Below are 13,183 nucleotides of genomic sequence, written 5' to 3'. Positions count from 1 at the left end.
ATGGACCGCCGCTGTCCCGCCGCCCACCCCGAGGACCCGACCCCCTGTAGCGGCCCGGTGGCGGTGACCGTGCTGGATGCCTTCAATGCCGGGGCCGACGGGTGCGAGCACCACGCCGCCCGGCTGCTGGCCTCGCTCGACGGCGGTCGCGTCTATGCCCTGCCCGACGCCCCGGCCGGCGCCGCCATCCGCACCTTCACCGCTGCCGACGGCACCCGCCCGTTCTGCTGGGGCGACGGCCCGCGCACGGAGCCGTCCCAGCTCAGCCACGCGGAGAACCGCGCCCGCAACAGCCACTGATCAGCGCGACCCTTCGCCCGCACCGCTGCCGGGCGTGGGGCCTCCCCTCTCACCTTCACCCCGGACACGGGGCAGTCAGGAGTGTCCTCAACCATGAGCGAGAACATCGTTCACCTGCACAAGAACAACGAACCGGCTCCCGAGCCGGCCACCGTCACCACACTCACCGTGGTCCCCGACCCGGCACCCGCCGCACCCGTGCCGCTGTGGGTGCGCTCCGGACGTGCCGTCAAGACCGTGGTCACGCACGAGACCACGAAGACGACCGCCCGCGCCGTTGCCCGCCACACCCTCTACGTCGCCGGCGGCGCCCGGATTGCGGCCAAGCGGACGTGGGACGGACGCACGGCGTCCCGGTACGAGCGGATGTTCCGCGCGGCGGAAGCCGCCGGGAACTATGAGGTGGCCGCGGAGTGGGAGGAGCGCGGGCAGCACTTCCGCGAGGCACGCCACCGCCGCCGCATGGACCTCCTGCACTCCCCGGTCGACGCCGCCAAGGGAGTCGCGGTCAGCACCGGCATGGGCATCGGGTCCCTGGTCGCCCTCGGAGTCGTCATGGCCATCGCGACGAAGGACGTCACCGACGTCGTCACCCCGCTGATGGCCGTGGTCGACTTCATCAACCTGCTCATCACCATCGTTCAGGTGGTGTGGGGTCCGGCCCTCACGATCGGCCCGTTCGTCGCCCTGCTCGCCCTGTGGGCCGTCGGCAAGCACCAGCAAGCAGCACCCCACTGGGCGCTCCCCGCCAACGTCCGATCCAGCGAGGGCGAGCCCATCACACCCTCGATCGTGGTCAAGGCACTGCGCGACCTGGGAGTGCCCACGCTGCGGAACGCGATCAAGGAGATGGGGGACGCCGGCGCGTCGATGCTCGGTCCGATCCGGATCGCCGGATGCGGCGTGGAAGTCGACGTCACCTTGCCCTCGGGTGTGGCGACGAACGAGGTGCAGGGCAAGCGGCGCAAGCTTGCCGAGAACCTCACGCGGCACGAGCACGAGGTGTTCATCACCATCCCTGAGGCGGCCCGCACGGTCCGCCTGTGGATCGCGGACTCCGGGGCGCTGGACGAGCCGATCGGACCGTCTCCGCTGGTCACGGACGACACGATGACCGCGAACTATAAGACGGGGAAGGCCCCGTGGGGTCAGGACCTGCGCGGGGACGCAGCAGAGCTGAGCGTCTATCAGCGCCACCTGCTCATCACCGGCCGGTCGAACCAGGGCAAGACCGCCGCCCTGCGGGCCCTCGCCCTGTGGCTCGCGCTGGATCGGTCGGTTCAGTTCTGGATCGCCGACCTCAAGGGCGTTGGCGACTGGAGCATGTTCAACGGCATCGCCGACGTGCTGATCGAGGGCCCGTCTGATGGCCACGTGATCCAGGCGACCGAGATGGTCGAGGACGCGGTACGCGAGATGAACCGCCGCATCGAGGCGCGTCTCGCCGACCCGCGCGCGACGTTCCCGCCCCTGATCGTTCTGGTGGACGAAGCGCAGAAGGCGTTCATGTGCCCTGCGGTCGACGACGACCGGCGGCCCTACGGCGGCTCCAAGGCCACCTCCCGGTACTTCATGGCCACCCGCACGATCCACAACCAGGGACGCGCTGTCGACGTGCTGCTGTGGCAGGGCACCCAGGACCCCACCGACCAGAACCTCCCCAAGCTCGTCCGCGAGGGCGCCCACACCCGCGCCTCCCTCGTGCTGGGCTCCGAGTCGCAGGCCAAGATGGCACTCGGGGACAAGGCAGTTGAGGACGGCGCCGCTCCGCACCTGCTGCGCCAGGGCTTGGACAAGGGAACCCTCGTGCTGGCCTCCGACGGCATCGACATGCCCAAGGGACAGTCGTCCATCACGGTCCGCACCCACTTCATCGACGACGACCCCGCCGCCGAAATCGCCGACCGTGCCCGGGCTGTGCGCGACGGAGTCACCACCCTGCACGCCATCGAGCGGGGCGAGGAACGTGACGCGCTCGCCGACATCGCCGCCGCCATCGGTGACGCCTCCCGCCTGCCGACGACCGATGTCCTCAAGCGGCTCGCGATGCTCAACCAGGACGCCTACGGCGCCTGGACCAACGGTGACCTCAAGCGCGTGCTGGAAGCCGAGGGCGAGGAGCCGAAGAAGTCCCACGGCCGCATGGTCGTCCACCGAGATCACGTCCTGCGCGCCCTCGCCAACCGCGACGCGAACGGTTCCGCTTCCGCCTCCTGACAACGGGGAGACGCACCCTCCCGGTCCGGGGAGACGGGGAGAACTCCCCAACCGCCTCCCCGGACCGCCTCCCCCACGTTGATCAGCGAAAACACCGCTTCGGGGAGGCGGGGAGGCCCGCAGGTCAGACCCCCGAAACCCCCCTCCACAGCCACCCCCCAAGGGGGTGGTCCCGCCTCCCCGACCGAATACCGGAAGGGATTCCGCATGTACCCCGAGACGCCCCGCCACGCGCCCGCCGAACGGGCCCTGGAGGTCCACCACCCGACCCCGATCACGCCCGCTGTCGTGACGCCGGCGCCGTTCGTGCCCATGCAGCCGGGCAGCGTCCCGGCCGTGGCGAGCGTCGTCCTGCCCGACGGACGGGTCGTCACCGGCTACGCCATCAACCCCGCCCAGCCCGAACCCATCGCGGCCAAGCCGCCCGTCTCTCGCGCGGCCGTGAACATCGCCCTCGGGGGCATCGGGTTCGGCGCGGTGTGCGGCGGCCTGCTGCTGCTCACCACGTTCATCGCCGCACTCACCGCACTCATCACACAACTGATCACGCTCGCCGCCGTCTGCTTCGGCGGATACGTCGGCGTCCAGATCTTCAAGGGCAGCGACCACAAGAGCGGGACCACGGTCAACATCCGCAAGGCCGTGATCAAGCGCAGCCACTTCCACGGCTAGCTACGCCAAGGGCGGTCCCCGTCTCGCCAAAGTCCGGGACCGCCCTTGCCAGCCAGCACCCACCAAAGGAACTGGAGACATCCAGCATGACGCAACCCACCGACATCCGGCGAGCACTCGCCTTACGGCTCCGTCTCGGGGACGTGATCCGGGTGCTGGACGCCTACTCCTGCATCGGCGGTGCCACCGACGGCTACCGGGCCGCGTTCGGAGCCAACTGCCACGTCACCGGCGTGGACATCGAGCCCCAACCCGACTACCGGGGCGACGCCTTCCACCAGGGCGACGCCATCGAGTACATCCGTGCCCACGGCCACGAGTACGACTTCATCCACGCCTCCCCGCCGTGCCAGGGCGAGGGCGCCCCGACCAAGGGCACCAACGCGGCCCGCAACGCGGCGATCGGCCGTACGTATCCCCGCCTCATCGCCCCCACCCGCGCCGCGTTGGAGGCGACGGGGCGGCCGTACGTGATCGAGAACGTGGCCGGCTCCGAGGTCCGCAAGGACATCCGCCTGTGCGGCGAGATGTTCGGCCTCGCCGTCCTCATGCACCGCTACTTCGAACTCGGAGGGTGGACCGCCGTCCAGCCGGCCCACCCCCAACACCGGGGCTACGTACGCGGATGGCGCCACGGCCAATGGCACGAGGGCCCGTACGTGGCCGCGTACGGCAAGGGAGGGGGTAAGGCGACCGTTGCGGAGATCCGCGCCGCGAAACGCATCGACTGGTCCACCGATCACCTTCGGCTCCGCGAGGCCCTCCCGCCCGCCTACACCGAATGGATCGGCCGCGCCTACCTCGCCGCCTCCGCCCCCTCTCCGGGGGTGGCCGCGTGAACGCGCTGCCCGATCACCTGCGGACCGCACTGGCTCTTGCGGCGTCCGGTGTTCCGCCGCTGCCCCTGCGAGCGGGGAAGGTGCCGTTCGGGAACTGCCGCACCTGCGCCAAGAACGCTTGCGGTGGCCGGCCGAACATGAAGACCCCCGGCCCCTGCACCTGCCCGAACCCGTGCCACGGCTGGGCCGCCGCGACCACCGACCCCGTTGTCATCAACTCGCCGACGTGGGCGTGGGCGTGGCGGGAAGCGGCGGCGGTGGCCTATCACCCCGGCGGCGCCGGCCTCACCGTCGTGGATCTCGACAGCCCGGAAGCCATCGCGTGGGCCCGTAAGAGCCTGCCTGCGACACGGACCGTGCCGACGACCCGGGGTGAGCACTGGCTCTACCAGGGCGCCATGCCGTCCGCCAACGCCGTCCGGCCTGGCGTCGACATCAAGTCGTCTATGCAGTACGCGCGATGGCTCGGTCCCGGCACCGGCACCATCACGGTCCTGCCGGACGTCGTGCGTGCGCTGATCGTGAAGGAGCCCTCCACGGTCCGACCGGCGGCCGTCACTGTGCCCGCGCTGGTCGGGGGCGGGGAGTGCCCTCACCGCACGCCCACCTACTTGGACCGTGGCATCACCATGGCGGAACAGCGCATCACCGAGGCCCGTGAGGCGGTACACGCAACCGTCTACCGGACGTTCCTCGCGGTGCTGTCCACGCACGGTCGGTGCGGCTGCCTCACCGAGGCGCACACCGCGCGGCTGTTCACCGCCGCGCAGGCCAAGGGCGAGTCCCCCCGGCACTGCACCGACGCGTGGACCAACGCCCTGACCACGTTGGGACTGTGACCATGTCTGAGGACGAGAAGAACCCCGCCCGCGAAGTCATCGCGGACTACGCACAGGCCCACTTCCGGTACTTCCGCACTGCCGACGGGACTGTGTACGCGCAGCGGAAGGGCCACCCCGTGGCCCGGCCGATGCGCTCCCAGGGCACGACAGGCAGCCATCGCCAAGAACTCATCGTCGGCATGTACAGGGACGGGGTCGGCGTGTTCAACGGGACCGCGCTCAAGGAGGCATTGGACTTGATCGAAGCGCTCGCGCTGTACGAGGACACGCACGCCGTGAACATCCGCGTGGCCCCCGGGTTCGACGGGGCGACGTGGCTGGACCTGGGCCGCGATGACGGGCAGTCCGTCCGCATCCATCCTTCGGGCTGGGAGATTCTCACCCCTGACCCGCGTGAGGTGTGCTGGCGGCGGACTCAGCTCACCGGGGAACTGCCCCTGCCGGCCAAGGACACCGACGGCAAGGGCATCGACCTGTTGATGCGGCTGTGCAACTTCGCCAACGCGGAGACCGAATGCCTGGCCATCGCCTGGCTGATCGGCTGCCTCGGGCCGTCCGTGCCCGTCCCGGCGCCGTTCCTCACCGGGCCGCAGGGCGCGGGCAAGTCCACCGGGGGCCGGATGCTCACCAGGATCATTGAGGGGATGAGCGGTGACCTGCGGCGGGCGCCGAAGGATGAGGAAAGCCTGATCGCGGCAGTGGCGGCGGGGTGGGTCACCGCGCTGGACAACCTCTCCCACGTGACGCCGGATCTGTCGGACGCGATGTGCTGCATCGTGACCGGAGCTGAGAGCGTCAAGCGGGCTCTGTTCACCGACGGGGACGTGTTCCGCGTCGGCTACCGCCGCCCCCTGCTCCTGACCGGTATCGACGTCGGTGTCATTCGGCCTGACCTCGCGGACCGGCTCCTACCGCTGCGGTTGGAGCGGCCCAGCGTCCGTCGCACCGAGGCGGAACTGTGGGCGGAGTACGCGGAGGTTCTGCCGGTCGTTCTTGGCTCGCTTCTGGACCTCACGGTCAAGGTCCGGGCCGTGGAGGCGGAGACCCCCACGGACCTGCGGATGGCGGACTTCGCGCACCTGTGCGCGCAGTTCGACGCGGCAACCGGGCTGGGAGCTCTCACCGCCTACCGGGCGAGTCTGGACGACCTGAACGACGACGTGATCGAGGGTGACCTCCTCGCGCAGACCGTCCTCAGGCACGCCGAGACCATCGAGCCGGGCGCGGCGCAGCGGATGACGTCCACGGAGTGGCTGTCCTGCCTCAGCCGCCTCTACAGCGGCGACGACTGCCGCCCCCTTCCCAAAGGGTGGCCCACCACCGGCAAAGTCCTCTCCGACCGGCTCAAGCGCCTGCAACCGACGCTGGCCGCCCGGCGCGTCCTTGTCGACTCGGGCCGCACCAGCGCGGGCCGCTACCTCGAAATGACCCGCACGCTCCCCCCGGCCCCGCACGAGCAAGCACGGGCGTTCTGACCCGCGATCCGCACGCACAAGCGAACAGCAAGAAGAGCACGTGCTCCTCTTGCTGTTCGGCGGAACGCCGCCCCAAGGTCGCGCCGCGCAGCGGCCCCTTCTTTGCTCTGTGAGGGGCACCGAACTACAACAGGCAGGCCCTTCTTTGTCCTAAGAAGGAAGACGCTGCGTCATGTGCGTCATGCGGGCCGGAAAACGGCACCTGACCTGTACCAACAGGCATGACGCAGACGGCTTGCTCTGCGTCATCCTGCGTCATCTGCGTCATCCGATGACGCACCCCATGACACGGCGATGACGTACGCCCTAACTGCTGCGTCAAGCAAAACCGCAGGTCAGAGCTCCGAATGACGCTACCGACGCAATGACGCAGAAATCCACGCCTCGGACACACGCGCACTCCCTACGCATGACCCTTCGCCTGCGCACGGAAGACACGCCATGAGCACCGCACGTGAACAGTCAGACCCGCGCGCCACGCTCCGCGCCGGATTGCCGGACCGCTACCTCACCCCCGACGACATCGCCGAGATCTTCGAGGTGCCCAAAGAGACCGTCTACCAGTGGCGCAAGAAGCGCATCGGCCCGCCCGGATTCCGCATCGGCAAGTACATCCGTTACGACCCCGCCGACGTGCTCGCCCACGTAGCCGAACGCAAGAGCACCGACCAAGACGCCGCCTAGCCCAACACCCACCACAGACAGCAGGGAGAGCCGCTAACCAGCGGCTCTCCCTGCTGCGTGTTGAGAGGACCACCGCCACATGGCAGGCCACATCCAAGACCGCTGGTTCAAGACCGAGACCAACTCCGACGGCAAGACCGTACGCATCAAGAGCGACCGCCACGGAAGCGGCCTGCGCTACAGGGCCCGGTACATCGGCCCCGACGGCACCGAGAAGTCCAAGAGCTTCCCCGATGGACAGAAGCGCCTCGCCGAGAAATGGCTGTCCGGGATCGAAGCGGACATGACGCGAGGGCAGTACATCGACCCGCGGGCTGGTCGCCTCACCGTGCGGCAGCACGCCGAACGGTGGTTGGCCTCCCTCACCATGGACCCCAGCACGTTCGTGAGCACCGAGACGCGCATCCGCCTGCACGTCCTGCCGTATCTGGGCAGCCGATCGCTCGACTCGCTGAGGCCGATCCACGTCCGTGAGTGGCTGCGGAAGCTCGAAGACGGGGGATTGGCCCCCGCCTATCAGCGGGTCATCTTCGCGAACCTCAACGCGATGTTGGCGGCTGCTGTCGACGATCGCCTGATCCCGCACAACCCGTGTCGCTCGACGTCTGTGAAGGCGCCCAAGCCGGAACCTCGCCGGATCGTGCCGTGGGGGCCTGAGCGCGTGCTGGCGGTGCGCTCGGCACTGCCGGAGCGGTACCGGGCCGTGGTGGACTTGGCCGGCGGGTGTGGCATGCGGCAGGGCGAAGTGCTCGGCCTGGCCGTCGACGATGTGGACTTCGTCGAAGGAGTCGTTCACATCGTCCGCCAGGTCAAACTCATCGCCGGGAAGCAGGTGTTCGCGCTTCCCAAGGGCGGCAAGACGCGTACGGTGCCCCTGCCGGAGAGCGTCGCTCGCGCTCTTGAGGCCCATATCGCGCAGTACCCGCCCTCGGCCGTGACGCTGCCGTGGCGGTCGGTCGACGGCTCACCGGTCACGCCGCCCGTCCTCTTCCGCAACGCCGAGGGGCGCGCGGTGAACCGCGTCGTCTTCAACCTCAAGGCGTGGCGGCCCGCTCTCGACAAGGCGGGTATCCCGCGTGGCAGGGAGAACGGCATGCACGCGCTGAGGCACTTCTACGCGTCCGTTCTGCTGGACGCGGGGGAGAGCATCAAGGCGTTGTCGGAGTACCTGGGACACCACGACCCCGGCTTCACGCTGCGGACGTACACGCACCTGATGCCGAGCAGCGAGAAGCGCACGCGAGAGGCGGTGAACCGCGCGTTCAAGGACGGCCCGAAGGCCGATGACGGCCCCACGACGGCCCAGGGGGGCTGAGGATGGAGGAAATGCGCAGGTCAAGCCGCGAGTGGCTTCAGTAGCGCTGGTTCAGATATCCCAGCAGCTCGTCGTGGAGGATGCCGTTCGACGCGGCCGCGTTGCCGCTGTGCGGGCCCGGGCGGCCGTCCAGGCCGGTGAAGGAGCCGCCCGCCTCGGTCACCACGATCGCGTTCGCCGCCATGTCCCAGAGCGACAGCTCGGGCTCCGCGCAGATGTCGACCGAGCCCTCGGCGACCATCATGTACGGCCAGAAGTCGCCGTATCCGCGGGTGCGCCAGACTGCCTTCGTGAGGTCCAGGAAGCCGTCGAGGCGGCCCTGGTCCTCCCAGCCGCTCAGCGACGAGTACGCGAACGAGGCGTCGGCCATGCGGGAGACGCGGGAGACGTGGAGCCGGGATGCGGAGGACAGGCTGCGCCCGGTGAACGCGCCGTGACCCTTCGCGGCCCACCAGCGGCGGCCGAGCGCGGGTGCGGAGACGACGCCGACGACGGGCTGGTAGCCGCCCTCGCCCGCCTCCATCAGGGAGATCAGCGTGGCCCAGACGGGGACGCCGCGTACGTAGTTCTTGGTGCCGTCGATCGGGTCGATGACCCAGCGGCGTGGGCCCGTGCCCTCGATGCCGTACTCCTCGCCGAGGATCGCGTCGCGCGGGCGGGCGCGCTGGAGCTGGCCGCGGATGAGTTCCTCGGCGGCCTTGTCCGCCTCGCTCACCGGCGTCATGTCCGGCTTGGTCTCGACCTTGAGGTCGAGGGCCTTGAACCGGTCCATCGTCGCGGCGTCGGCGGCGTCCGCGAGGACGTGGGCGAGACGCAGGTCATCGAGATAGTCGGGCATGACCGAACCGTATCTGCCCGTGTCGGGGCGGGGCTACACGGGACGGGGATCACTAGGGGGCTCCGGGGGCGAGCGGGTGCCCGGGGCCGGCTGCCGGCCGGTGGTGGGGCCAGGAGGCGGCCGCCGGGTTGTCGTCCGGCGACCCGGAGTCGTGTTCGCCTGCCGCCTGTGGTGGGGCGGGGCCGTGCCCGAGCATCCGTCCTCGGTCTGGCGCGGAATCGGTCGGGTTCGAAGGGGCCCGGCGGTGACGCGCCATCCGCTGCGGGCGGACGTTCCGACACGTCCCCTTCCGTGCGTGGGCGGCTGACGGTCGTCTGGGGCTCGGGTTCGGTGGCTTACGTCGGCCGGGACGCCCACCGGCGGGGGGCTTACGTCCCCGTGCGGGTGCGTGCGGTCGGTCGCGTACGCCCCTCTGGGCCGCCGCGAACCCTTGACAGTGCTCCTGTGCGCGTCAAATCTGAGCTGCAGAGTCGCTCGCCCCAGGGAGGCGATGATGCCTGCAGCGCGGGAATCCCTCTTGGATGCCGCCTATACGGCACTCGCGCGTCGTGCGTGGTCTGCGGTGCGGATGGTCGATGTGGCCGCCGTGGCCGGAGTGTCACGTCAGACGCTGTACAACGAGTTCGGGAGTAAAGAGGGGCTCGCGCGTGCCCTGGTGCGGCGGGAGGCCGATGCCTATCTCGCGGGGGTCGAGCGGGCGCTGGCCGTGCATGCGGATGCGCGGGAGCGGCTGGTCGCGACCGCCGAGTGGACCGCGTCGGCCGCGCGGAGCAATGCGCTGGTGCGGGCGATGCTCACGGGGTGCTGGAGTGAGCGGCTGCCCTCGCCGACGTTGTCGGCGGTGCCCTCGTCGTCCGCGGTGCCGGCGCAGCGGCGGGCCGACGGGCCCTTGCCCTCGCCCGCCGACTTCGTGGCGCTGGTGCGGGATCGTGCGGTCGCCACGCTTGCCACCTCCAAGGCGGACACGGCGGAGTTGGCGCGCTCCTGTGAGCTTGTCGTCCGGCTCGCTCTGTCCTGTGTGGCGGCGCCGCCCGGCGAGGGCGGGGTCACGGATCTGGTGAAGGCCGCTTTGGCCCCGTCCCAGCGCCTCGGGGTCCAGTGAGTCGCGGCAGCGTCACTGGGAGGAGCCCGACAGCTGGAGGCCGATGATGCCGATGATCACGAGGCTGATCGAGACGATCTTGAGCGTCGAGACCACGTCGCCGAGGAAGATCATGCCGTAGATCGCGGTGCCCGACGCGCCGATACCGGTCCACACGGCGTACGCCGGGCCGACGTCGAGCTTCTTCAGGGACAGGGTCAGCAGGCCGAAGCTGCCGAGCGCGAAGATGCAGAACGCGACCGTGGGCCAGAGTCTGGTGAAGCCGTGCGAGAGCTTCAGACAGACGGCGAAACCGGTTTCGAGCAGTCCCGCTACAACGACCAGCAGCCACGCCATGTGTTGTCCTCCCGTGTCCCGCACGTCGACTGCTTCGTCTGGCCAGGGTGCGATTATGCATTTACCGGCCAACCGCGCACGCAAACAACGCGGAGGTCAGGTCACACCGGGATCAGTCGCCTTCCTTGCGCTCGCGTGTCGCCAGCAGCCGGCGCAGGGAGTAGAGCCGCTGCGGGTCCGCGTGGCCGTCCGCCACCCACTGGTCCAGCGCGCAGTCCGGCTCGTCGTGGCTGCACGCGCGCGGGCAGCCCTCGGTGCCGGGTTCCAGGTCGGGGAAGGCATGGATGACCCGGGACGGATCGACGTGGTGGAGGCCGAAGGACCGTACGCCCGGGGTGTCGATGACCCAGCCGGCCTCGCCGGGCAGCGGAATCGCACGCGCCGACGTGGTGGTGTGCCGACCGCGGCCGGTCACGGCGTTGACAACCCCGGTGCTGCGCCGCCGCTCCAGCGACACCAGCGCGTTGACCAGGGTCGTCTTGCCCACGCCCGAGTGGCCGACGAACGCCGTGATCTTGCCGTCGAGTTGCTTGCGTACGCGCTCCACCGCCTCGCCGCTCTCCAGTTCCTCGCGGCTGGTCACGACGTAGGGGACGCCCAACGCCCCGTACAGCTCCAGGAGTTCGTCGGGCGAGGCCAGGTCGGACTTGGTGAGGACGAGCAGCGGGGTGAGGCCGCCGTCGTACGCCGCGACCAGGCAGCGGTCGATCAGACGGGGGCGCGGCTCGGGGTCGGCGAGGGCGGTGACGATGGCGAGCTGGTCGGCGTTGGCGACGACCACGCGCTCGTACGGGTCGTCGTCGTCGGCCGTGCGGCGCAGCACGGAGGTGCGCGGCTCGATGCGGACGATGCGGGCGAGGGTGTCCTTGTCGCCGGACAGGTCGCCGACGATGGCGACGCGGTCGCCGACCACTGCTGCCTTGCGGCCCAGTTCGCGGGCCTTCATGGCCATCACGACACGGTCCTCGACCAGGCAGGTCAGACGGCCCCGGTCGACGGTGAGGATCAGGCCCTCGACCGCCTCCTCGTGCTTGGGGCGGATGTTCGTACGCGGACGGTTGCCCTTGCGGTTGGGGCGCTGGCGGATGTCGTCCTCGTCGGTGTGCTTGCCGTAACGGCGCATGATCCCGGTCCGCCCGTCAGTTCCCGAGCATTCCGGTCCACAGGTCCGGGAAGTCCGGCAGGGTCTTCGCCGTCGTCGCCACGTTCTCGATCTGCACGCCCTCCACCGCCAGGCCGATGATCGCGCCGGCGGTGGCCATGCGGTGGTCGTCGTAGGTGTGGAAGACGCCGCCGTGCAGTCGGCGCGGGCGGATGTGCAGGCCGTCGGCGGTCTCGGTGACGTCGCCGCCGAGCTCGTTGATCTCCTTGGTGAGCGCGGCCAGCCGGTCCGTCTCGTGCAGCCGGAGGTGGGCCACGCCCCGCAGGGTCGAGGGGGAGTCGGCGAGGGCCGCGACCGCCGCGATGCCCGGGGTCAGCTCGCCCACCTCGCCCAGGTCCACGTCGATACCGTGGATCGCACCCGAACCGGTGAACTCCAGGCCTGTGTCGGTCAGTTCGCAGGAACCGCCCATCTCGGTGAAGATCTCCCGCAGCTTGTCACCGGGCTGGGTGGTGCGCGCCGGCCAGTCGGGGACGACGACCGTGCCGCCGGTCACCAGAGCCGCCGCCAGGAACGGCTGGGCGTTCGAGAGGTCCGGCTCGATGATCAGGTCGCGGCCGAGCAGCGCGCCCGGGGTGACCCGCCAGACGTTGGGCTCGCCACCCGACTCCGGGGTGTCCACCTGCGCACCGACCGCGCGCAGCATGTCCACCGTCATCCGGATGTGCGGCATGGAGGGCAGCGTCGAGCCGATGTGCCGGACCTCGACGCCCTGGTTGAAGCGCGGGCCGGACAGGAGGAGGGCACTCACGAACTGCGACGACGAGGACGCGTCGATCTCGACCGGGCCGCCGTCCAGGGCGCCGCTGCCGTGCACCGTCAGCGGCAGTGCGCCGCGGCCGTCGTCGTCGATACGGGCGCCGAGCAGACGCAGCGCGTCGATCACGCCGGTCAGCGGACGCTCGTACGAACGCGGGTCGCCGTCGAAACGGATGGGACCGTCGGCGAGGGCGGCGACCGGGGGCAGGAAGCGCATCACGGTGCCGGCGTTGCCGACGTCGACCGTGGCCGGGCCCTGCAGGCCCGAGGGGATGACCCGCCAGGCCTCGCCGGAGGCGTCGGGTCCTGCGGCGACCGTGGAGCTGGACGCCACCGTCTCCTCGATGCCGACGCCCATCGCACGCAGGGCGCCCGCCATCAGCAGGGTGTCGCGGGAGCGCAGCGGGCGGCGCAGCCAGCCCGGCTCGGAGGCCAGCGCGGCCAGCACGAGAGCGCGGTTGGTGACCGACTTCGACCCCGGCACGTGGACCGTCGCGTCGACGGCTCCGCTCGCGTGCGGGGCGGGCCAGAGGGCGGTGTGGGCGGGGTTAACGGTCATGCGCTCCACTTTAGTGGGGGTTCGCTCCGCCGGGTTTGGCCGGGGAACGCGGGTCGTTTCCTGGCCGCGGGCCCGTTGTGGCT

At 70.3% G+C, this 13,183-nt stretch carries 13 protein-coding genes; 9 read left to right on the top strand and 4 right to left on the bottom strand.

The genetic code is table 11. From position 1 onward, the window contains the following. From ACFY0T_RS40350 to ACFY0T_RS40315, 8 genes are all read left to right on the top strand, one after another. Positions 1-300, top strand: a complete 300-nt coding sequence (locus tag ACFY0T_RS40350; protein ID WP_388882840.1) for a hypothetical protein — start codon at positions 1-3, stop codon at positions 298-300. A gap of 93 nt (positions 301-393) precedes the next feature. Beyond that, positions 394-2,517, top strand: a complete 2,124-nt coding sequence (locus ACFY0T_RS40345) for an FtsK/SpoIIIE domain-containing protein (RefSeq protein WP_388882838.1) — start codon at positions 394-396, stop codon at positions 2,515-2,517. A gap of 207 nt (positions 2,518-2,724) precedes the next feature. Continuing rightward, positions 2,725-3,189, top strand: a complete 465-nt coding sequence (locus ACFY0T_RS40340; RefSeq protein WP_388882835.1) for a hypothetical protein — start codon at positions 2,725-2,727, stop codon at positions 3,187-3,189. Between the two features lie 86 nt (positions 3,190-3,275). Beyond that, entirely contained in the window at positions 3,276-4,028 is a 753-nt protein-coding gene (locus ACFY0T_RS40335; protein ID WP_388882832.1) for a DNA methylase, read from the top strand. Positions 4,029-4,033: 5 nt separating this feature from the next. Further along, positions 4,034-4,867 (top strand): bifunctional DNA primase/polymerase, encoded by an 834-nt coding sequence (locus tag ACFY0T_RS40330; protein ID WP_388882970.1) that lies wholly within the window; start codon positions 4,034-4,036, stop codon positions 4,865-4,867. A 2-nt stretch (positions 4,868-4,869) separates the two neighbouring features. Then, the gene (locus ACFY0T_RS40325) at positions 4,870-6,345 is read left to right on the top strand and encodes an ATP-binding protein (protein WP_388882967.1); all 1,476 of its coding nucleotides are present in this window, start codon (positions 4,870-4,872) and stop codon (positions 6,343-6,345) included. 441 nt (positions 6,346-6,786) lie between these two features. After that, entirely contained in the window at positions 6,787-7,029 is a 243-nt protein-coding gene (locus ACFY0T_RS40320; protein ID WP_352045963.1) for a helix-turn-helix domain-containing protein, read from the top strand. Between the two features lie 79 nt (positions 7,030-7,108). Beyond that, complete coding sequence (locus tag ACFY0T_RS40315) at positions 7,109-8,344, top strand: tyrosine-type recombinase/integrase (protein ID WP_388882829.1); 1,236 nt, start codon at positions 7,109-7,111, stop codon at positions 8,342-8,344. A 37-nt stretch (positions 8,345-8,381) separates the two neighbouring features. Here the strand turns inward: ACFY0T_RS40315 and hisN are convergent, their stop codons facing one another. Beyond that, complete coding sequence (gene hisN / locus ACFY0T_RS40310; RefSeq protein ID WP_388882826.1) at positions 8,382-9,182, bottom strand: histidinol-phosphatase; 801 nt, start codon at positions 9,180-9,182, stop codon at positions 8,382-8,384. 490 nt (positions 9,183-9,672) lie between these two features. Here hisN and ACFY0T_RS40305 point away from each other — a divergent pair, with 490 nt between their 5' ends. Next, complete coding sequence (locus ACFY0T_RS40305) at positions 9,673-10,284, top strand: TetR/AcrR family transcriptional regulator (RefSeq protein WP_388882823.1); 612 nt, start codon at positions 9,673-9,675, stop codon at positions 10,282-10,284. Positions 10,285-10,296: 12 nt separating this feature from the next. On the opposite strand, the gene ACFY0T_RS40300 is transcribed toward ACFY0T_RS40305, so the two are convergent. The 3 genes from ACFY0T_RS40300 to aroA form a co-directional block, all read right to left on the bottom strand. Next, positions 10,297-10,620: a DMT family transporter gene (locus tag ACFY0T_RS40300; protein WP_388882820.1), complete on the bottom strand. Its 324-nt coding sequence runs from the start codon at positions 10,618-10,620 to the stop codon at positions 10,297-10,299. Between the two features lie 112 nt (positions 10,621-10,732). Next, positions 10,733-11,743, bottom strand: a complete 1,011-nt coding sequence (gene rsgA / locus ACFY0T_RS40295) for a ribosome small subunit-dependent GTPase A (RefSeq protein WP_388882817.1) — start codon at positions 11,741-11,743, stop codon at positions 10,733-10,735. Between the two features lie 16 nt (positions 11,744-11,759). Next, positions 11,760-13,100 carry a 3-phosphoshikimate 1-carboxyvinyltransferase gene (gene aroA, locus ACFY0T_RS40290; protein WP_388882814.1) on the bottom strand — a complete coding sequence of 447 codons (1,341 nt, stop codon included), beginning with the start codon at positions 13,098-13,100 and terminating at the stop codon, positions 11,760-11,762. Between the last annotated feature and the right edge of the window lie 83 nt (positions 13,101-13,183).

Origin of the sequence: Streptomyces sp. NPDC001530, assembly GCF_042894545.1 — a bacterium.
Classification (GTDB): Bacteria; Actinomycetota; Actinomycetes; order Streptomycetales; family Streptomycetaceae; genus Streptomyces.
This window is presented reverse-complemented; position numbering and strand designations above follow the sequence as displayed.

Bases quoted from the DNA above. Each gene is read 5' to 3' on its own strand.
- ACFY0T_RS40315 (WP_388882829.1), top strand. From the start codon at position 7,109: ATGGCAGGCCACATCCAAGACCGCTGGTTCAAGACCGAGACCAACTCC.
- hisN (WP_388882826.1), bottom strand. From the start codon at position 9,182: ATGCCCGACTATCTCGATGACCTGCGTCTCGCCCACGTCCTCGCGGAC.
- ACFY0T_RS40325 (WP_388882967.1), top strand. From the start codon at position 4,870: ATGTCTGAGGACGAGAAGAACCCCGCCCGCGAAGTCATCGCGGACTAC.
- ACFY0T_RS40320 (WP_352045963.1), top strand. From the start codon at position 6,787: ATGAGCACCGCACGTGAACAGTCAGACCCGCGCGCCACGCTCCGCGCC.
- rsgA (WP_388882817.1), bottom strand. From the start codon at position 11,743: ATGCGCCGTTACGGCAAGCACACCGACGAGGACGACATCCGCCAGCGC.
- ACFY0T_RS40345 (WP_388882838.1), top strand. From the start codon at position 394: ATGAGCGAGAACATCGTTCACCTGCACAAGAACAACGAACCGGCTCCC.
- ACFY0T_RS40300 (WP_388882820.1), bottom strand. From the start codon at position 10,620: ATGGCGTGGCTGCTGGTCGTTGTAGCGGGACTGCTCGAAACCGGTTTC.
- ACFY0T_RS40350 (WP_388882840.1), top strand. From the start codon at position 1: ATGGACCGCCGCTGTCCCGCCGCCCACCCCGAGGACCCGACCCCCTGT.
- ACFY0T_RS40335 (WP_388882832.1), top strand. From the start codon at position 3,276: ATGACGCAACCCACCGACATCCGGCGAGCACTCGCCTTACGGCTCCGT.
- aroA (WP_388882814.1), bottom strand. From the start codon at position 13,100: ATGACCGTTAACCCCGCCCACACCGCCCTCTGGCCCGCCCCGCACGCG.
- ACFY0T_RS40340 (WP_388882835.1), top strand. From the start codon at position 2,725: ATGTACCCCGAGACGCCCCGCCACGCGCCCGCCGAACGGGCCCTGGAG.
- ACFY0T_RS40305 (WP_388882823.1), top strand. From the start codon at position 9,673: ATGATGCCTGCAGCGCGGGAATCCCTCTTGGATGCCGCCTATACGGCA.